The organism is Gemmobacter sp. (assembly GCF_016792925.1).
Taxonomy (GTDB): domain Bacteria; phylum Pseudomonadota; class Alphaproteobacteria; order Rhodobacterales; family Rhodobacteraceae; genus Gemmobacter.
Genome location: NZ_JAEULU010000158.1, coordinates 24,828 through 44,487, shown reverse-complemented (window position 1 = coordinate 44,487; position 19,660 = coordinate 24,828). Strand labels below are relative to the sequence as shown.

The following is a 19,660-nucleotide window of genomic DNA, read 5'->3' as shown; positions in this document are numbered from 1 at the left end:
TGATCGTCACATTCGACGTATCCACCGGCTTGCCCTTGTAATGCATGACCAGACCCGGGAAGGCGATCACCACGCCGATCATCACCACCTGGATCACCACGAAGGGCACCGCCCCGCGATAGATCTGGCCCGTGGTCACCGGCTCGGTCTTCTTGCCGGTCACCTTGTCGATGAAGGGCACGCGCGGCGCCACCGATCGCAGATAGAACAGCGAAAAGCCGAAAGGCGGGTGCATGAACGAGGTCTGCATGTTCACGCCCAGAATGACGCCCAGCCAGATCAGGTCAATGCCAAGCGCCTCGGCCGGGGCCACCAGCAGCGGCACGATGATGAAGGCCAGCTCGAAGAAATCGAGGAAGAAGGCCAGCAGGAACACCAGAATGGAGACCACGATCAGGAAGCCCAGCTGGCCCCCCGGCAGGCCCACCAGCAGATGCTCGACCCATTTATGGCCATCCACCCCATAGAAGGACAGCGAGAAGACCCGCGCGCCCAGCAGGATGAACATCACGAAGGCCGAAAGCCGCGTGGTGGCGGTCAGCGCCTGCGTGATGACGCCCATGTTCAGGCGGCCCTTCATCGCCGCCAGACCCAGCGCGCCCACTGCCCCCATGGCGCCGCCCTCGGTGGGGGTGGCAATGCCCAGGAAGATGGTGCCCAGCACAAGGAAGATCAGCGCCAGCGGCGGGATCAGCACGATGATCACCTGCTGGGCCAGACGCGACATCAACCCGGTTTTCAGCCCCTTGTCGGCCAGCGCGGCGAAATAGATCACCGTCACACCCACGCTTGCGCCCAGAATATCGGCATTGTTGCCATGGGTCTCATACAGCCACAGATGCGCGCCGTAGGCGATGCCCACACAGGCCACCAGCGCCACCAGAAGCGAAGTCACGCCCGAGCCCAGGGTGCGGGCCTCCAGCGGCAGCGCGGGCATCAGATGCGGTTTCAGGATCGACATGACCAGCACATAGCCCATGTAGAACCCGGTCAGGATCAGGCCGGGCAGCATCGCGCCCGCATACATATCCCCCACCGAGCGGCCCAACTGGTCGGCCAGCACGATCAGCACAAGGCTGGGCGGAATGATCTGCGCCAGAGTGCCCGAGGCCGCGATCACGCCCGAGGCGATCCGGCGGTCATAGCCATAGCGCAGCATGATCGGCAGCGAGATCAGACCCATGGCGATCACCGAGGCCGCCACCACGCCGGTGGTCGCCGCCAGCAGCGCCCCCACGATGATCACGGCATAGGCCAGACCGCCGCGAATGGGGCCGAAAAGCTGGCCGATGGTATCGAGCAGGTCCTCGGCCATGCCGGACCTTTCCAGCACGATGCCCATGAAGGTGAAGAAGGGGATGGCCAGCAGCGTCTCGTTGGACAGCACGCCCCACAGCCGGTTGGGCATTGTGTTCAGCAGCGGCCAGTCCAGCGTGATGGTGCCACCCGAATAGGGCGAAAGGTAAACCCCGATCACAAAGAACATCAGCCCATTCGCCGCCAGCGAGAAGGCGACCGAATACCCCATCAGCAAAAAGACGACCAGCGACACGAACATGATCGGCGCAAGGTTCGTCGCGATGAATTCCATCATTTCGACAGCTCCTCCTTCAGGGCCTCGCCCTCGGCCTCAGCCGCGGCATGGGACGACACGAAGGGGTTGGGATCTTCGATCACGCCGCGCATGACGGCGATTTTCTTGATGATTTCCGAAAGGCCCTGAAACCACAGCTGGGTAAAGCCGATCAGCAGCAGGCCCTTGGCAGGCCAGATGATCAGCCCGCCCGCATTGGTCGAAACCTCGCCCGAGGCATAGGACCGGCTGACCCACGGCACGAAATACCAGATCATCAGCGTGACAAAGGGCATCAGGAACATCACATGGCCGAACAGGTCGATCCAGTGCTGGGTGCGGCGCGACCACAGGCCGTAGACGATGTCGATGCGCACATGCTCGTTCTGTTTCAGCGTATAGGCGGCGGCCAGCAGGAAGGCCGCGCCGAACAGATACCATTGCAGTTCCAGCCAGCTGTTCGACGAGGTGTTGAACACTTTGCGCACGATGGCATTGCCTGCGCTGATCAGCACCGCGACGAAAATGAGCCAGGCCACCGCCCGCCCGATCATTTCATTGATGCGGTCGATCCCGGAGGAGACCGCAAGCAGTGATTTCATGTGAAAACCCCCCTTGTGCCCTTATGCGCTGGCCGCGCTTTTAGCTGATTTTGGCGGAAAGTGGTAAGTTTTTTTGTCCAGTTTCCCGGATTTCTTTCCCGCGTCCTCTCTTTTTCCCGGATTTTCCGCCGGAAACCAAGGAAAACCTTGGGGAAACCGTCTTCTTTGGCGCCAGCCCGCCATGCCACGCGGGCGGGTTCTTGAGTTCCCGCGCGCCTGCCCCTAAACCTTGGGCAATGAAGGAAGGATGCCCCATGCCCGTTTTCCGCGATCTGGCCGCCTCGATCGGCAATACGCCCCTCATCCGCCTGAACAAGGCAAGCGACGCCACGGGCTGCGAGATCCTCGGCAAGGCCGAATTTCTCAATCCGGGGCAATCGGTGAAGGATCGCGCGGCGCTTTACATCATCAAGGACGCGGTGGCGCGCGGGCTGCTGAAACCCGGCGGCACCATCGTGGAGGGCACGGCGGGCAATACCGGCATCGGCCTGGCGCTTGTGGGGGCCTCGATGGGGTTCCGCACCGTTATCGTCATTCCTGAAACGCAAAGTCAGGAAAAGAAGGACATGCTGCGCCTTGCCGGGGCCGAGCTGGTGCAGGTGCCGGCCGCGCCCTACAAGAACCCGAACAATTACGTGCGCTATTCCGGCCGTCTGGCCGAGGCCCTGGCCCAGACCGAACCGAATGGCGCCATCTGGGCCAATCAATTCGACAATGTGGCGAACCGTCAGGCCCATATCGAGACCACCGGCCCCGAGATCTGGGCGCAGACCGGCGGCAAGGTGGATGGCTTCATCTGCGCGGTCGGCTCGGGCGGCACGCTGGCGGGCATCGGCATGGCCTTGCAGCCCAAGGGCGTGAAGATCGGTCTGGCCGATCCGGAGGGCGCGGCGCTGCACAGCTTTTACACCCAGGGCACCTTCGAGTCGCCCGGCTCCTCGATCACGGAGGGGATCGGGCAGGGCCGCATCACCGCGAATCTGGAAGGCTTCACCCCCGATTACAGCTATCGCATCCCCGATGCCGAGGCGCTGCCCATCGTCTTTGACCTGCTGTCGGAGGAGGGGCTGTGCCTTGGCGGCTCGTCCGGGGTGAATGTGGCGGGCGCGATCCGGCTGGCGCGCGAGATGGGGCCGGGCCATACCATCGTCACCATCCTGTGCGATTACGGCACGCGCTATCAGTCGAAACTGTTCAACCCGGAATTCCTGCGCAGCAAGGGCCTTCCGGTGCCGGAATGGCTGGACCGGGCGCCGCGCGGCATTCCCGAAGTCTATGCGGATGCCTGATCTCATGCGGTCTGCGGCGCGCGTGCGGGGCTGGCTTGCCAGCCTCGTTCTGGTTTCCGGCCTTGTGGCAGGCGGGGTTGCACCGGCACAGGAGACCCCTGCGCCGCCCGCAGCCCCTGCGGCTCCGGCATCGCCTGCCGCTCCGGCTTCCGCAACGCCGGCAACGCCCGCGCCTGCGGGGCCAGCCAAGCTGGGCGCGGGCCTGACCAAGGCGCAGACCGCAGGCAGCGGCAGCGGCACCAAGACCCTGTCTGCCTCCAGCGAGATTCAGGATGTGGTGGATTACGCCGCCTGGGAGGCGATGGCCCAAAGGGCAGAACGCGCCATCGGTGCCGGGAATACCTCTGATAACGGGCTGGAGCTGTTGCGCGGTCAGCTGGTGGATTGGCGGTCGCGACTGCAAACCGCCCAGAATGCCAATGCCGGGCGCATCACCAGCCTGCGCAGCCAGATCGACGCGCTTGGCCCCGCGCCGGCCGAAGGCGCGACCGAGGCCGACGAGATCGTGGCCCGCCGGGTCGAACTGTCCGAACAGCTCTCCAGACTGGAGGCGCCGCGCCGCGCCGCCGAAGAGGCCTATCGCCGCGCCAATGGCCTGATCGCCGAGATCGACAGCGCGCTGCGCACCCGCAAGACCGCGCAGATGCTGCGGCTTTGGCCCACCCCGGCCAACCCGGCCAACTGGGGCGATGCGGTGGTCGCCGTGGGCAATAGCGTCGCGGCCCTGGGCAATGAGGCGCGCAGCAACTGGGCCAATCCGGCGCGGCAGGCCGAGTTCTACGAGATGCTGCCCGCCTCGGGCATCATGCTGGTGGTGGCGCTGATCGCCGTGCTGCGGGGGCGGCGCTGGATCGAGCGCTTCTCGAACTGGCTCAACAGCACCGCAGATTCGACCCATTGGCGCCGCGTCTGGTCCTTTGTCGCCTCGCTGGGGCAGGTGCTGGTGCCGACGCTGGGGGTCTTGCTGATCGCCTTGGCGCTGCTGTTGACCGATATGCCGGGCTGGCTGGGCCAGCAGGTGCTGGAGGCGCTGCCTGCGGCGGGGTTTGTGGTTTTCCTGTCGCTGTGGCTGGCAGGGCGCATTTTCCCGCGCGGCGATTGCGCCTCGGGGCCACTGGCCTTGCCGCCGGAAGTCTGCGCCGAGGCGCGGTTTCTGATCACGGCCATGGGGCTGGTGCGCGGCGCCGATCTGCTGCGCGAGGCGATGTTCCCGGCGCAGCTGGTTTCCGAGGCGGCGACGCCGGTGCTGGCGCTGCCCTCGATCGGGCTGCTGGCGCTGCTGCTGTGGCGCTTTGGCCATCTGCTGAACCGCCATCTGGGCCAGCACAGCGGCCGCGAGGAGGCGGGCAGCTTCCGCGACACCATGATCCGGCTGGCGGGCAAGCTGTTGATCGTCATTGCCCTTGTCGCCCCCGCCATGGCGGTGATCGGCTATGTCAATCTGGCGCAGGCGCTGATCTTCCCGGCGGCCGCCTCGCTGACGCTGATCGGCATTCTGATGGTGCTGGTGCAGCTGATCGGTGACATCTGGCGCGCCGTGGTGGGCGAGGACGAGGCGGCACAGGGCCTGCTGCCGGTGCTGTCGGGCTTTCTTCTGACGCTGGCCTCGCTGCCGCTTTTCGCGATCCTCTGGGGCGCGCGGGCCGAAGATCTGGGCGAGCTGTGGAACCGCTTCACCGAAGGGTTCATGCTGGGCGAAACCCGCATCTCGCCCTCCAGCTTTGTCTATCTGGCAGTGCTGTTCCTGATCGGCTTTGGCGCCACGCGGCTGTTTCAGGGCGCGCTGCGCAGCTCGATCTTGCCCAAGACCAAGCTGGATCAGGGCGGGCGCAATGCCATCGTCTCGGGCGCGGGCTATATCGGCATCTTCCTGTCGGTGCTGATCGCGGTGTCCACCGCGGGCATCAACCTGTCGGGCCTTGCCATCGTCGCCTCGGCCCTGTCGGTCGGCATCGGTTTTGGTCTGCAAAACATCGTGCAGAACTTCGTCTCAGGCATCATCCTGCTGATCGAACGCCCGGTCAGCGAGGGCGACTGGATCGAGGTCGGCAATGTCTCGGGCATCGTGCAGTCGATCTCGGTGCGCTCCACCCGGATTCAAACCTTCGACCGCTCCGACATCATCGTGCCGAATGGCGATCTGGTCAGCCAGCGCGTGACCAACTGGACGCGGTTCAGCCTGACCGGCCGGGTGATCGTGCCGGTCTCGATCAAGTTCGGGCAAGACACGCGCGAGGCAACCCGCATCCTGCAAGAGATCGCCGAGGCGCAGCCGCTGGCGCTGCTGAACCCCAAACCCTCGGTGCTGCTGATGGGCATGGCGGTGGATTCGGTGAATTTTGAAATCCGCATGCTGATCCGCGATGTGAATTTCTCGGCCCAGGTGCGCAGCGAGGTGAACCACCAGATCCTCGAACGCTTTGCCGAGGCCGAGATCGTGCTGACCGGCACCCCCGCCTCGGGCCCGAGCCGGGTGGAAGAGGTCATCATGCTGCTGGAGGCGCTGCGGGCCGAAGGCGCAACAGCGCTGGAGCGTCTGCCCGAAGGCCCGGTAAAGCCGCTGCAAAAAGACCAGCCGCTGAGCGAAACCGTCGATGACGCGCTGGATACCGAGACTGAAAGATGACCGACACGCCCACCCGCCTGCTGTTTCGCGAAGATGCCTATCTGCGCGAGGCGCCCGCCCGCGTCATCGGCCATACGCCGGAGGGCGGTATCCTGCTGGATGCCACGTTGTTCTACCCGACCGGCGGCGGCCAGCCCGGCGATAGCGGGCGGCTTGATTGGTCGGGCGGTGCGCTGGCGATTGCGACGGCGGTGAAGGCCGGGCCGGACCCGCGCAGCGCCGGCCAGATTGCGTTGGTGGCCGCCGAGCCGCGCCCCCTGCCGCCCATCGGCGCGCAGGTGATGCAGCATCTGGACTGGGAGCGGCGCCACCGCCACATGCGCGTGCATACCGCCCTGCATCTGCTGTCGGTGGTGATCCCGCGCCCTGTGACCGGCGGCCAGATCGGGGTGGATCGCGGGCGGCTGGATTTCGACCTGCCCGAACCGCCCGGCGATCTGGAGGGGCTGACCGCCCGGCTTCAGGCGCTGATCGACCGTGATCTGGAAGTGACCGAGGACTGGATCTCTGACGCCGATCTGGCGGCCAATCCGGGGCTGGTGAAAACCATGTCGGTGGCGCCGCCGGTCGGCACAGGCCGGGTGCGGCTGGTGCGGATCGGGCAGGGGGCGGGTCAGATCGACCTGCAACCCTGCGGCGGCACGCATGTGGCCCGCACCGCCGAGATCGGGGCGGTAGAGATCGGCAAGATCGAGAACAAGGGGCGGCAGAACCGCCGTGTCACGCTGACGCTGGTGGCGTGATCACAAACCGTCGGGGATGCGCGCCAGCGCGCGCTGCACCAGTGGCGGGGCATAGCTGAGATCATGCACCGTATCCTGCCGCACGATGCTGCGCCACAGCGCCGGGTCATGCGGCAGCCGCTCCAGCACCGCCGCCGTCATCCGGTTCATCCCGTCAATCCGCCGCCGCACCAGCAGCGAGAAGCCGGGATAGAAGCGCATGTTTCCTTCCAGCCCGAATTCAAAGAAGGTGATGTTCGACTGGTTCTGCCGATCCTGACAATAGATCGAAATCCCGTCGATATGCTGGCGCACCAGCCCGTGATAGGCGAGGCGCGGAAAGCGGCGGGCATTGGGGTTTTCCTGTTGCGCCAGCAGGTTTTCCTCGAACCCCTTGAACAGCGTCACCTCGCCATGGCTGCGGATCAGCGCCAGAGTGGTGACGATCTTGCCCTGGAACATGAAGGATTTGCGCCAGAAGCGGTAAATCGCATCCGGCAGCAGCGCCGGATCGACCGGGCGCGATTTGCCGATCAGCAGCTTGTCGCGCATCTCGATCAGGAAGCGGTCGGGCAGGGCGCGGCGCAGGTCTTCCAGCGGTTCCAGCAGGATACGGGCATCCACATCGAAATGGGTGCAGATTCGCGCCAGGATGTCCGGGCGCGGAAAGGCCTCGCCCGAGAGGTAGCGATTGAACTGGGTCCGGTTGATTCCAATCTCCCGGCAGATCACCGTGATGGGCTGGCCATTCTCGCAAAGCTCGCGCAGGTTGCGTCCGAAGATCGACCGCAACTCTGTGGGTGACAGCGCAGAGGCAGCTTTGGCGGGGCCGGTCATGTCTGCGGGTCCCTTGGGCAGTGTGACGCTCTTTAGCGTCATGATTGACCCAAAATCGTTGCCTTGTCCATGGCTGTGACGCTGAAAACCGAATGCGGCGCACGGGATGCTGTGCATAAATAATTGTTAAGGGCAGCGCTGACGCCCTTTCACATGAGCGGAAGACGATCCCGACAAGGGACAGGAGAGGAAGATGCTGGGCGTTGTGATCTGGAGCTGTCAGGAGACAGGTCGTGCGATCGTCTGGTGTGCCGATCATCGCGATCTCGCCCATTACGATGGCGCGACGCGGGGCGGATTGCGAGTGATTGTTCAGGTGGGCGACCTGGTCGAGGTTTCGCTGATGGCCGACAAGGCGGTGCGCCGCTGCGCGGGCCTGAAAATGGTCGAGGCAGGTTACTTCCCTGATATCGCAGAGGAATTGAAGGGCCGCACCCGCGCCATCGCCGCCGCCTGATCCGCAACGCCATCGCCGTTTCCCCCCTTGCACAGGTCATGGCTTCGGGGTAAACGGCAGTCACGGACAGGTGGCCGAGTGGTCGAAGGCGCACGCCTGGAAAGTGTGTAGGCGGGGAACCGTCTCGAGGGTTCGAATCCCTCTCTGTCCGCCATATTATCCATGAAAATCTGGTCTTTGCGCGTTTTTGAACGCAGGTAGCTGCGTGGGTGAGCCGCTGCCCTTTGTGATGGGCGCGCCGGCAGCCGATTGGCACAGCACGAAGTTCGGCAGGGAACCGGCAAATCCGTAAAAGCCAAAGCCCCGCCAGGGGCAGGGCTTTGGCTCAGTCGGGGGCGATGGGGGCTTTTTGCGGCCCCCCGTCCCTATTTCAGCTACAGCCGCTCGTGCCGCCGCAGGTGTTGCATTTCATGCAGGTGCCGTTGCGGACCAGGGTGTAATTGCCGCATTCGCCGCAGGCCTCGCCCTCATAGCCCTGCATCTTGGCCTTGGTGCGGGCGTCCAGGGTGACGGTTCCGGTGGCCAGCGCGGTGGCACCGGTGGTGCCAGTTGCCGCCAGACCCGCCGTCGCCAGACCTGCGGTGGGCAGCAGCATCGACAGGGCGCTTGCGTCGCCCGACAGGGCCGTGCCGCCCATACCGCCTTGCAGCACGACTAGATCCTTCGGCAGCCGCTTGCGCAGATAGCCGGTGGAGGAGATCTGCCGCAGCACTTCCAGCGATTTGGAGGCGGCGCTTTCGCTCACCGGCTCCAGATTGCTGGCGCGCTTGCCCTCGGCCTCGCCGCCGCCCAGCTCGTCAAAGCTGGCGCCTTTGGGTGCGACATGGGCCAGATCGGTGCGATCCAGATAGCTCACGGCCAGTTCGCGGAACACATAGTCCAGAATGGACGTGGCGTTCTTGATGCTGTCATTGCCCTGCACCATGCCCGCAGGCTCGAACTTGGTGAAGGTGAAGGCGTCGACGAATTCCTCCAGCGGCACGCCATATTGCAGACCCACCGAGACGGCGATGGCGAAGTTGTTCATCATGGCGCGGAAGCCCGCACCTTCCTTATGCATGTCGATGAAAATCTCGCCCAAGCTGCCGTCGCCATATTCGCCGGTGCGCAGGTAAACCTTGTGCCCGCCGACCACCGCCTTCTGGGTATAGCCCTTGCGACGCTCGGGCAGTTTCTCGCGGTGGCTGCGCACGATTTCCTTGACGATCACCTTCTCGATGATCTTCTCGGCCAGCACAGCGGCCTTTTCCTGCTGGCTGCCGGTGGCGAGGACTTCGGCGGCCTCATCATCATCTTCGACCAGCGCAGCGGCCAGCGGCTGCGACAGTTTGGAGCCGTCGCGATAGAGCGCATTGGCCTTGATGCCCAGCGAATGCGACAGCTCATAGGCTGCCAGCGTTTCGCCGATGCTGGCCGAGTTCGGCATGTTGATGGTCTTGGAAATCGCGCCCGAGATGAAGCTTTGCGCCGCCGCCATCATGGTGATGTGGCTTTCCACCGACAGGTAACGCTTGCCGGTCTTGCCGCAGGGATTGGCACAATCGAACACCGGGTAATGCTCGCGCTTGAGGAACGGCGCGCCTTCCAGCGTCATCGTGCCGCAAACATGGTCATTGGCGGCGTCGATCTGGGCCTTGGTGAAGCCCAGATGGCGCAGCAGGTCAAAGGTCGGATCGGCCAGTTTCTCGGCCGGGATACCCAGCGTGCCCTTGCAGAAATCCTCGCCCAGTGTCCATTGGTTGAATACGAAGCGGATGTCGAAGGCAGAGGGCAGGGCGGCTTCGACCTTGGCAATCTCGACCGGGCTGAAGCCGTGGCCGATCAGCGCGGTATGGTTGATCGCCGGGCAATTCCCGATGGAACCATGGCCGACAGCATGGGCGACGATCTCGGCAATCTGGCCTTGCGTATAGCCCAGTTTCGCCAGCGCCGCCGGCACCGACTGGTTGATGATCTTGAAATAGCCGCCACCCGCCAGTTTCTTGAACTTCACCAGCGCGAAGTCCGGCTCGATGCCGGTGGTGTCGCAATCCATCACCAGACCGATGGTGCCGGTGGGGGCGATCACGGTGGTCTGGGCGTTGCGGAAGCCGTGCTTCTCGCCCAGGCTCAGCGCCTCGTCCCAGGCGCCGCGCGCCAGCGTCACCAGCTCGGGGTCGGGGCAATGGGCGGCATCCAGCGGCACCGGGCGCACGTTCAGCGCCTCATAGCCCGCGTCGTGGCTATAGGCCGCACGGCGATGGTTGCGGATCACGCGCAGCATATGGGCGCTGTTGCGGCCATAGCCCGCGAAGGGGCCCAGCTCGGCCGCGATCTCGGCCGAGGTGGCATAGGTCACGCCGGTCATCAGCGCGGTGAGCGCACCGCACAGCGCGCGGCCCTCGGCGCTGTCATAGCCCAGGCCCATATTCATCAACAGGCCACCGATATTGGCATAGCCCAGGCCCAGGGTGCGGAAATCATAAGACAATTGCGCAATTTCCTTGGAGGGGAACTGCGCCATCATCACGCTGATTTCCAGCGTCAGGGTCCACAGCCGCGTGGCGTGGATATAGGCCTGCGCGTCGAACCGGCCTTCGGCAAAGAAGGTCAGCAGGTTCATCGAGGCCAGATTGCAGGCCGTATCATCAAGGAACATGTATTCCGAGCAGGGGTTGGACCCCCGGATCGGCCCATCCTCGGGGCAGGTGTGCCAGGCGTTCACCGTGTCATGGAACTGGATGCCCGGATCGGCGCAGGCCCAGGCGGCATGGCCCACATTGTCCCAAAGGTCGCGGGCCTTCACGGTTTTTGCCACCTTGCCATCGGTGCGCCGGATCAGCGCCCAATCGGCATCGTCCTTCACCGCTTGCAGGAAGGCATCGGTCACGCGGACCGAATTGTTCGAGTTCTGGCCCGAAACCGAAATATAGGCCTCGGAATCCCAATCGGTGTCATAGGTCGGGAATTCGATGCTGTCGAAGCCCTGACGCGCATATTGCAGCACGCGGTTGATATAGGTTTCCGGGATCATCGACTTTTTGGCAGCGCGGATCGCGGTTTTCAGCCCCTCGTTCTGGCTGGCATCGCAGGCGCCCTCGGCGCTGCCATCCCAGGCCTTGATCGCGGCGAAGATCGCGTTCAGATGCGCCTCGTGCATCTTGGAGCCCGCCACCAGGCTGGCAACCTTCTGTTCCTCGATCACCTTCCAGTTGATGAACTGTTCAATATCGGGGTGATCCATATCGCAGATCACCATCTTGGCCGCGCGCCGCGTGGTGCCGCCGGATTTGATCGCCCCCGCCGCGCGGTCGCCGATCTTGAGGAACCCCATCAGCCCCGAGGATTTGCCGCCGCCCGACAGCTTCTCGCCTTCGCCGCGCAGGGAGGAGAAGTTGGTGCCGGTGCCAGAGCCATATTTGAACAGCCGCGCCTCGCGCACCCAGAGATCCATGATGCCGCCATCGCCCACCAGATCATCCTTCACCGACTGGATGAAGCAGGCATGCGGCTGCGGATGCTCATAGGCCGAGGCCGATTTGGTCAGCTCGCCCGTCTGATAATCGACATAGAAATGGCCTTGGCTCGGGCCGTCGATGCCATAGGCCCAGTGCAGGCCGGTGTTGAACCACTGGGGCGAATTCGGCGCCGCCATCTGGCGCGCCAGCATATAGCGCATCTCGTCATAATAGGCGCGGGCGTCGGACTCGGTGGTGAAATAGCCGCCTTTCCAGCCCCAATAGGCCCAGGCGCCCGCCAGACGGTCGAAGACCTGCTTGGCGCTGGTTTCGCCCACAATCCGCTGGTCCTCGGGCAGGGCGGCCAGGGCGGCCTCATCGGGAACCGAGCGCCACAGGAAGTCGGGCACGCCCTTTTCCTTCACGCGTTTCAGGCGGGCCGGAACGCCGGCCTTGCGAAAATATTTCTGCGCCAGCACATCCGAGGCCACCTGGCTCCAGCCCTCCGGCACCTCGACCGCCTCATTGCGGAAGACGATCTTGCCATCGGGATTGCGGATTTCCGAGGTGGTGGTGGCGAAAGCCAGCGCGCCATAGGCGCCGGTCTCTTCCGTCGTGAACTTGCGCTCGATCTTCATCTGCCCGTCGTCCTGTCCCGATGGGGGCCTTTGCCCCTGCTGTTGTGCCGTTCCGTGCCGCGCGCGCCCGGACATGCCAAACCCGTTCCCGTCCTGTGATCAGGACGAAGCACGCCGCCAGTTCAGCACGCGGGCGCAGGGGAAGGGTTTGGTCTGTCGGGCTGCTCCTCACACCACATCTAGTGGCTCTGGCCGCAGCGAGGACAAGTTGTCGGAAATTTCCCTGCGCGGCAACGGGAAAATTTGGCAGCGGCGCCTCTATTTTGTGTTGACGCGCAGCTTACCCACAAGCCGTGGCGTTAACTTTTTGATTCAAGGATGTGACAGCCCGGCTGTGGACGCTTTGGGGAAAGGCCAGCCGCCGCGTGGCAAGGCGACACGCGCGAAAGGCGAAAATCCAGCGTTTCGGCCCGCTTCGCGGCGGCGTCTGCGCTGCGCGCCGGGCTGTGGATAACCGGCCTCCGCGCCCCTGGCCGGGCCGGGTTGTCCACAGGGAGCGGGGGAGAAGCGGCGCGCGACCGCCGCGCCCTCTCCGAGTGGCGCAACGGTCGGGCTACAGGTTTCGGCGCGGCAAGGCATGGCCGAGGGGCGAATCGCCGCCGCCATGGGCGGGCTTTGGCCCGAGGGGGAAAGCCCGCCCGATTTCCCTCTTTGGTTCATGGGGCTTTTGCGTCAGGCTTCGCATCGGGCCGCGACGGGCGGCGATGGTGGAAAGGGTTCAGAATGTCTCTGGTGAAAACGCTGGCCAAGGTGGCGATCGGTGTGGCGATGGCAAAAGGCGTCAGCCATCTGGCGAAAAACGGCCTGCCCGGCAGCAGCAAGACCACGGCGCAGCGCAGCCCGCAGGGGCAGGGCGGCGGCTTTGACGATCTGGTGGGCCAGCTGGGCGGCATGGTGGGCGGCAGCCGGGGCGCCACGCGGGCTGGTTCGCAGGGCGGCCTGGGCGATCTGCTGGGCGGCATGCTGGGCGGCGGCAAGGGCGGAGCGGGCGGGCTTGGCTCGCTGATCGAAGGGTTGGCGGGCGGCGCCATGGGCGGCAGCCAGCCGCGCAGCACCCGCCGCGCCTCGGCCCCCACCGGGCTGGAGGGCATGCTGGGCGCAGGCGGCATCGGCGGCTTGCTGGGGGGGCTTCTGGGCGGGGCCGGGTCCAGCGGCGGCGCGGGGGGGATGGGCGGCCTGGGCGGCATGCTCGATTCCGTCCTGCAAGGGCAGGAGCCCGCCACCGCCCCCAGCCGCGATCAGGAACTGGCGGCGGCCCTGATGCTGCGCGCCATGATCCAGGCGGTGAAGGCCGATGGCGAGATGGATGCGGCCGAAAAGCAAAAGCTGATGGGCGCTCTGGAAGGCGCCAGCGAGCAGGAGATCGCCTTTGTGAATGCCGAGCTTTCGGCCGAGTCCGATCTGGACCGGCTGGTGGCGCAGGTGCCGCAGGGCATGGAGGCGCAGGTCTATGCCGTGTCGCTGTCGGCCATCGACCTCGACAACCGGGCCGAGGCCGAATACCTGCATCGCCTTGCCGAGGGTCTTGGCCTCGAACCGGCCGAGGTCAATGGCATCCATGACCAGCTGGGCGCGCAGAAGCTTTATGGCTGAACAGCACGGCACCGCGCCGGAAGGGGGGCCTTCGGGCCCCCTTTTTCCTCTCTGCCCACCTTTTTCCGCCGGGGCCATGGACGCAAGCCGCCAAACCGCCTAAACACCATATCCCACGGAAAGGGGCGGCCATGTCAGACAACATCATCCTGCGCTGCGAGGCGAAAGGCCTGCGCATGACCGAACAGCGCCGCATCATCGCCCGCGTCATCGGCGCCGCCGAGGATCACCCGGATGTCGAGGAACTGCATGCCCGCGCCGCCGCACAGGATGGCCGCATCTCGCTGGCCACCGTCTATCGCACGGTGAAACTGTTCGAGGAGGCGGGCATTCTGGAAAAGCTGGAATTCGGCGATGGCCGCGCCCGCTATGAGGATGCCGACCGCGACCATCATGACCACCTGATCGACGTGTCCACCGGCCATGTCATCGAATTCGTCGACCCCGAGATCGAGGCCCTGCAAGAGCGCATCGCCGCCCGGCTGGGTTATCGGCTGATCGGGCACCGCCTCGAACTGCTGGCGGTGCCGCTGAAGCCCGGCGCCTAATCCAGCGCCGCCTGCAGCGCCTCGGTCAGGGCCGCCACATCCGGCACCACCCGGATCAGCGCGCGCAGGCTCGCATCGGCAAAGCCCTCCGCGATCACATGATCCAGCAGGGCCAGCAGCGGCTGCCAATAACCTTCGACATTCAGCAGAAACACCGGCTTGTGGTGCAGGCCGATCTGCGCCCAGGTCACCACCTCGAACAGCTCGTCCAGACTGCCCGCCCCGCCGGGCAGCACCACCACGGCATCCGAGTTCATGAACATCACCTTCTTGCGCTCGTGCATGTCCTCGGTGATCACCAGCTGCGTGAGGTCGCGCTTGCCGACCTCGCGTTTCATCAGATGGGTCGGGATGATGCCCATGGTCGCGGCCCCCGCCGCCTGCGCGGACCGGGCCACCTCGCCCATCAGCCCCACATCGCCCGCGCCATAGACCAGCCGCCAGCCCTGCGCCGCCAGCATGCTGCCGGTGGCGCGCGCGGCTTGCGCATAGACGGGGCGCGCCCCGCTGCGGGCGCCACAATACACACAGACGGAATGAGAGAATGCCATCGAAGCCTCGGATTTCTGTTGCCATTTTCCGGTCTATCGGCCTTCCTTGAGGAAGGAAAGCCGCGCTGCAAGACGCGGCATCTGCACTGCGGGGAGAGAACGGCCATGGCGGCAGAAAACGGGGCAGGGGCCAGCGGGCTTCTGATCGGCGGCGGGATCGTGGCGGGGATCGCGGCGGTGGGGGCCTTGGTCTGGGCCTTGCAGCCGGAACCGGCGGCGGCGCCCGGAACCGCGGCGCCTTTGCTGGCCGCGCCGCAACCCGCGCCGCAGGCCGCGCCACAGTCCGCGACAGCGCAATCTACCACGGCGCAATCCACCCCGCCAGCGGCCCCCGCACCAGAGGCTGCCGCGACCATGCCCGCCTTCGATACCGTCCGCGTGACGCCCGAGGGCGAGGCGCTGGTGGCCGGGCGCGCGGCGGCGGGGGCGACGGTTCTGCTCAAGCTCGACGGGGCCGAGGCCATGCGGGCGGTGGCCGACAGTCAGGGCAACTTTGTCGCCATGTTCACCCTGCCGCCCTCCGACCAGCCGCGCCTCTTGTCGCTGGCCGAGGCAGGCCCGCCCGAGCGTCTGGCCGAACAGACCGTGGCACTGGCGCCGGTGGCCGGGCCGAAGGTGCCAGAGGCGACCGCCGCAGCCGAGGCGCAGCCAGCCGAGATGCAGCCAGCCGGGGCGCCCCAACCCGAGGCCCCGCAGGCGCTTTTGATCACCGATCAGGGCGCGCAGGTCTTGCAGGCGCCTGAAACCATGCCGGAAACGGCAGCGCCGGGGCAGGTTTCGGTCGATGCGATTTCCTATACCCCCGATGGCGCGGTGCAGCTTTCGGGCCGGGCCGCAGCCGGGGCTGCCTTGCGGCTCTATCTGGATAACGCGCCGCTGGCCGAGGTTCTGGCGGCGGGCACCGGCCAATGGTTCACCACGCTGCGCGATGTGCCGCCCGGCCTTTACACGCTGCGCGCCGACCAGATCGGGGCGGAGGGCAAGGTGACCTCGCGCTTCGAGACGCCCTTCCTGCGCGAGACGCCCGAGGCGCTGGCCGCCGCGCTGAAACCACAGGCCATTCCGGGCCAGCCGCGCGCTTTGGCGCCGCCTGCCGCGCTGTCGGGCCAACCCGCCGCCACCCCGGCTGTGGCCCCGGCTGCCACCCCGGCTGTGGCCCCGGCTGCGCCCCCCCCTGCCATTGCCGATGCCGAAACCCCGCTCAGCATCACCGTGCAGCCGGGCTTTACCCTGTGGCGCATCGCGCGCGAGAATTTCGGCGATGGGGTGCTCTATGTGAAGGTGTTCGAGGCCAACAAGACCCAGATCCGCGACCCGGACCTGATCTATCCGGGGCAGGTGTTCACGATTCCGAAGGGGTGATGGGGTCCGAAGGGGGGATGGCGCAAGCTCCGGCCTCGCCCTCGGCCACCAGATGGAGCGCATGGCGGGCGCTGGCCCCACAACAGGCCAGCACCTCCGGGTGATCCATGCAGCAATCGGCCAGCAGGTAGGAAATCGCGCCGCCGATGCCTTCCAGATCGGCGCTGTAGAACACATGCCGCGATTGCTTGCGCGAACGGATCAGCCCGGCCTGTTCCAGCGCCGCCAGATGGAAGGACAGCCGCGAGGCCGTCAGGCCAAGCGCGCGCGCAATCTCGCCCGCCGCCAGCCCCTCATCGCCGCGCGGCACCAGCAGGCGCACCAGATCGAGCCGGGCCTCATGGGCCAGCGCCGACAGGCATTGCAGCACTTTACTCCGCTCCATCTTTCAACTACTCATGAAACGTTGAATTGACCCCTGTGTAACCCAGCCTTGCCGCGCAAGCAACCGGCAAGGGCAAGGAAGCCCGCATGCGCCGCCCCTCCGATTCCCTGACCTCCGCCGATTCCGATACCCCCAGCACCAGCGGCTGGGTGACCCTGCGCCGCGTGGCGCCCTATCTTTGGCCCAAGGGCGAGACATGGGTGAAACGCCGGGTGGTGCTGGCGCTTGTGATGCTGGTCTTTGCCAAGGTCATCTCGGTCTCCACCCCGTTCTTCTACAAGGCGGCGGTGGACAAGCTGGCGGGCGATGCCCCCTCCGGCGCGGCGCTGATGGGCTATGCAGCGGTGGGCCTGGTGCTGGCCTATGGTCTGGCGCGGCTGGGGGCGGTGGCCTTCGGCGAATTGCGCGACGCGATCTTTGTGCGCGTGGGCCAACGCGCGCTGCGCAAGCTGGCGCTGGAGACCTTCACCCATATTCACCGCCTGTCGATGCGCTATCACATCACCCGCAAGACCGGCGGCCTGTCGCGCATCATCGAGCGCGGGGTGAAGGGCGTGGATTTCCTGCTGCGCTTCATGCTGTTCTCGATCGGGCCGCTGATCATCGAGCTGACCATGGTGGCCGCGCTGTTCGCGGTGCTGTTTGGCTGGCAATATATGGCGGTCGTGGTGGTCACCATCGCGATCTATGTGACCTTCACCTTCAAGGTCACCGAATGGCGGGTGGCGATCCGCCGCAAGATGAATGATCAGGATACCGACGCCAACCAGAAGGCCATAGACAGCCTGCTGAACTTTGAAACCGTGCGCTATTTCGGCGCGGCGGGGCGCGAGGCCGCGCGCTATGACCGCGCGATGGAGGGTTATGAGGTGGCGGCGGTGAAAACCGGGCAATCTCTGGCCTTCCTGAATGCCGGGCAGGCCTTCATCATCACATCGGGTCTGGTCATCGTCATGGTGATGGCGGCGCAAGGGGTCGAGGCCGGGCTGCTGACCGTGGGCGATTTCGTCATGGTCAATGCCTATATGATCCAGATCACCATGCCGCTGAACTTTCTCGGCACGGTCTATCGCGAGATCCGGCAGGCCTTGGTCGATATGGGGCAGATGTTTGGCCTTTTGTCGCAACCCGCTGAAATCACGGATAAACCCGGCGCCTCCATGCTGCGCGTCAAGGGCGGGGCCGTGCGGTTCGAGGATGTGCGCTTTGCCTATGATGCCGAGCGCCCGATCCTCAAGGGCGTCACCATCGACGTGCCGGCAGGCCAGACCATCGCGCTGGTCGGGCCCTCCGGCTCGGGCAAATCCACCGTCGGGCGGCTGCTGTTCCGCTTTTACGATGTGACGGGCGGCGCGGTGAAGATTGATGGGCAAGACATCCGCGACATCACCCAAGACAGCCTGCATGCCGCCATTGGCGTAGTGCCGCAAGATACCGTGCTGTTCAACGACACGATCTTTTACAACATCGCCTATGGCCGCCCCGAGGCGACCCGTGACGAGGTGGAGGCCGCCGCCAAGGCCGCGAAAATCCACGATTTTATCCTGTCGCTGCCCGATGGCTATGCCACCACCGTGGGCGAGCGCGGCTTGAAGCTCTCGGGCGGCGAGAAGCAGCGCGTGGGCATCGCGCGCACCCTGCTGAAAAACCCGCCGATCCTGCTGTTGGACGAGGCGACCTCGGCGCTGGATACCCAGACCGAGGCCGATATTCAGGCCTCGCTGCGCGAAATGGGGCAGGGCCGCACCGTCATCACCATTGCGCACCGCCTGTCCACCATCGCCGATGCCGATTGCATCGTGGTGCTGGAGGCGGGCGAGGTGGTGGAGCAGGGCACCCATGATGTGCTGCTGGCGCGCGGCGGGCGCTATGCGGCGATGTGGGCGCGGCAGGCGGCAGAGGAGGCCGAGGCCGCCTGATCGCGGTTGCACCTTGGCGGGGCGCGTGGTTCTCTGGCGCAAAGAGGAGTTCTTCCGATGCGCCTGATGCCGCTCGCCCTGCTGGCCAGCCTGTTGCCGCTCGCCGCCTGCCTGAAACCGCTGCCCGATCCGGTGCCCTCGGGGGCCGAGGATTACGCTACCTATTGCGCCGGCTGTCATGGCATGGAGGGGCGCGGCGATGGCGAGGTAGGGGCCAGCCTTGGCAAGAAGCCTGCCGATCTGACGCAGCTTGCGGGCGCGGATGGCAAGATCCCCATGGCGCGGGTGATGAGCAAGATCTGGGGCTATACCAAGGATGCCAATGGCAATCTGATGCCCAGTTTCGCGCCGCTGCTGGATCAGGAAAAGATGGTGCTGTTTGACAGCGGCGACGGCATTCCGACACCCACGCCCCTGCGGCTGGTGCAGATTGCCGAACATCTTCAAAGACTTCAGGCGAGGGACGAATGATGCTGACGCTTTACGGCTGCTACCGCTCGCGCGCCTCGCGGCCGCTGTGGCTGCTGGGTGAGATCGGCATGGGCTTTACCCATGTGCCGGTCATTCAGGCCTACCGCCTGCCCGAACACAAGGCGCCGGATGCGCCCCTGAACAGCCAAAGCCCGGAATTTCTGGCGGTGAACCCGATCGGCCAGATCCCCGCTATGGTCGAGGGCGATCTGGTGCTGACCGAAAGCCTGGCCATCTGCCTGCATATCGCCCGCGCCCATGGCGGGGCGCTTGGGCCGCAGGGGCTGGCCGAGGCCGCGCTGATGGAGAACTGGGCGCTGTTTGCCGCCACCGCCATCGAGCCGCATTCCCTGCCCATCCTGATGTCGCAAGACGCGGGCGAGCGCGAGGCCGAGGCCGCGAAGCTCGCGCGCGGGCTGGCCCGGCTGGAGGCGCATCTTGCGGGCCGCGACTGGCTGCTGGATCGCTTCACCGTCGCTGATGTGATGGTGGCGGAATGCGTGCGCTATGGGCAGGCCCATCCGATGATGCAAGGCTATCCCCTTGTTTCTGATTGGCTTTCGCGCGCGCAGGCCCGCCCGGCTTTCCAATCCATGTGGGCGGCCCGGCTGGCGGAGCCCGCCTGACCCGCGCAGGGCGCCTTGCGCCCA

The 19,660-nt window shown here is 65.6% G+C and carries 16 protein-coding genes and 1 tRNA gene; 11 read left to right on the top strand and 6 right to left on the bottom strand.

Annotated elements, in window-relative coordinates; translation table 11 throughout:
* Together JNN06_RS07850 and JNN06_RS07845 are read right to left on the bottom strand one after the other, a co-directional pair.
* Positions 1–1,594: TRAP transporter large permease subunit (locus JNN06_RS07850; RefSeq protein ID WP_291239036.1), on the bottom strand; the 1,594-nt coding region annotated here is incomplete at its 3' end.
* Positions 1,591–2,175, bottom strand: coding sequence for a TRAP transporter small permease subunit (locus JNN06_RS07845; RefSeq protein ID WP_291239035.1), 585 nt, complete (start codon positions 2,173–2,175; stop codon positions 1,591–1,593). The genes JNN06_RS07845 and JNN06_RS07850, both read right to left, overlap by 4 nt.
* Positions 2,176–2,429: 254 nt before the next feature.
* Here JNN06_RS07845 and JNN06_RS07840 point away from each other — a divergent pair, with 254 nt between their 5' ends.
* Genes JNN06_RS07840 through JNN06_RS07830 form a run of 3 tightly spaced genes read left to right on the top strand, consistent with a single transcriptional unit; the run spans position 2,430 to position 6,833 of the window.
* Positions 2,430–3,464, top strand: coding sequence for a cysteine synthase A (locus JNN06_RS07840; RefSeq protein ID WP_291239034.1), 1,035 nt, complete (start codon positions 2,430–2,432; stop codon positions 3,462–3,464).
* Positions 3,457–6,090: a DUF3772 domain-containing protein gene (locus JNN06_RS07835; RefSeq protein ID WP_291239033.1), complete on the top strand. Its 2,634-nt coding sequence runs from the start codon at positions 3,457–3,459 to the stop codon at positions 6,088–6,090. Before JNN06_RS07840 ends, JNN06_RS07835 begins: the two co-directional genes overlap by 8 nt.
* Positions 6,087–6,833, top strand: coding sequence for an alanyl-tRNA editing protein (locus JNN06_RS07830; protein ID WP_291239032.1), 747 nt, complete (start codon positions 6,087–6,089; stop codon positions 6,831–6,833). Before JNN06_RS07835 ends, JNN06_RS07830 begins: the two co-directional genes overlap by 4 nt.
* On the opposite strand, the gene JNN06_RS07825 is transcribed toward JNN06_RS07830, so the two are convergent.
* On the bottom strand, positions 6,834–7,649 hold the full coding sequence (locus JNN06_RS07825; protein ID WP_291239031.1) for a helix-turn-helix transcriptional regulator: 816 nt from the start codon (positions 7,647–7,649) through the stop codon (positions 6,834–6,836).
* A gap of 193 nt (positions 7,650–7,842) precedes the next feature.
* Between JNN06_RS07825 and JNN06_RS07820 the strand changes: the two genes are divergently transcribed.
* On the top strand, positions 7,843–8,106 hold the full coding sequence (locus JNN06_RS07820) for a hypothetical protein (protein WP_291239030.1): 264 nt from the start codon (positions 7,843–7,845) through the stop codon (positions 8,104–8,106).
* Between the two features lie 64 nt (positions 8,107–8,170).
* Positions 8,171–8,260: transfer RNA gene (locus JNN06_RS07815), tRNA-Ser, on the top strand.
* A gap of 216 nt (positions 8,261–8,476) precedes the next feature.
* On the opposite strand, the gene JNN06_RS07810 is transcribed toward JNN06_RS07815, so the two are convergent.
* Positions 8,477–12,181, bottom strand: coding sequence for a vitamin B12-dependent ribonucleotide reductase (locus JNN06_RS07810; protein WP_291239029.1), 3,705 nt, complete (start codon positions 12,179–12,181; stop codon positions 8,477–8,479).
* 723 nt (positions 12,182–12,904) lie between these two features.
* On the opposite strand from JNN06_RS07810, the gene JNN06_RS07805 reads away from it, so the two are divergent.
* The gene (locus tag JNN06_RS07805; protein WP_291239028.1) at positions 12,905–13,774 is read left to right on the top strand and encodes a DUF533 domain-containing protein; all 870 of its coding nucleotides are present in this window, start codon (positions 12,905–12,907) and stop codon (positions 13,772–13,774) included.
* A 131-nt stretch (positions 13,775–13,905) separates the two neighbouring features.
* Positions 13,906–14,322: a Fur family transcriptional regulator gene (locus JNN06_RS07800; protein WP_291239027.1), complete on the top strand. Its 417-nt coding sequence runs from the start codon at positions 13,906–13,908 to the stop codon at positions 14,320–14,322.
* Here the strand turns inward: JNN06_RS07800 and JNN06_RS07795 are convergent.
* A complete protein-coding gene (locus tag JNN06_RS07795) occupies positions 14,319–14,873 on the bottom strand; it encodes a TIGR00730 family Rossman fold protein (protein ID WP_291239026.1) in 555 nt (184 codons plus the stop codon). The genes JNN06_RS07800 and JNN06_RS07795 overlap by 4 nt on opposite strands.
* Positions 14,874–14,978: 105 nt before the next feature.
* Here JNN06_RS07795 and JNN06_RS07790 point away from each other — a divergent pair, with 105 nt between their 5' ends.
* A complete protein-coding gene (locus tag JNN06_RS07790; RefSeq protein WP_291239025.1) occupies positions 14,979–16,235 on the top strand; it encodes a LysM peptidoglycan-binding domain-containing protein in 1,257 nt (418 codons plus the stop codon).
* Here JNN06_RS07790 and JNN06_RS07785 read toward each other — a convergent pair.
* Positions 16,216–16,620: a metalloregulator ArsR/SmtB family transcription factor gene (locus JNN06_RS07785; RefSeq protein WP_291239024.1), complete on the bottom strand. Its 405-nt coding sequence runs from the start codon at positions 16,618–16,620 to the stop codon at positions 16,216–16,218. The genes JNN06_RS07790 and JNN06_RS07785 overlap by 20 nt on opposite strands.
* Before the next feature lie 86 nt (positions 16,621–16,706).
* Here JNN06_RS07785 and JNN06_RS07780 point away from each other — a divergent pair, with 86 nt between their 5' ends.
* Genes JNN06_RS07780 through JNN06_RS07770 form a run of 3 tightly spaced genes read left to right on the top strand, consistent with a single transcriptional unit; the run spans position 16,707 to position 19,636 of the window.
* Positions 16,707–18,539: an ABC transporter ATP-binding protein/permease gene (locus JNN06_RS07780; RefSeq protein WP_291239023.1), complete on the top strand. Its 1,833-nt coding sequence runs from the start codon at positions 16,707–16,709 to the stop codon at positions 18,537–18,539.
* Positions 18,540–18,596: 57 nt separating this feature from the next.
* The gene (locus JNN06_RS07775) at positions 18,597–19,010 is read left to right on the top strand and encodes a cytochrome c (RefSeq protein ID WP_291239022.1); all 414 of its coding nucleotides are present in this window, start codon (positions 18,597–18,599) and stop codon (positions 19,008–19,010) included.
* Positions 19,007–19,636 (top strand): glutathione S-transferase family protein, encoded by a 630-nt coding sequence (locus JNN06_RS07770; RefSeq protein WP_291239021.1) that lies wholly within the window; start codon positions 19,007–19,009, stop codon positions 19,634–19,636. The genes JNN06_RS07775 and JNN06_RS07770 overlap by 4 nt, the downstream gene beginning before the upstream one ends.
* Positions 19,637–19,660: the final 24 nt, after the last annotated feature.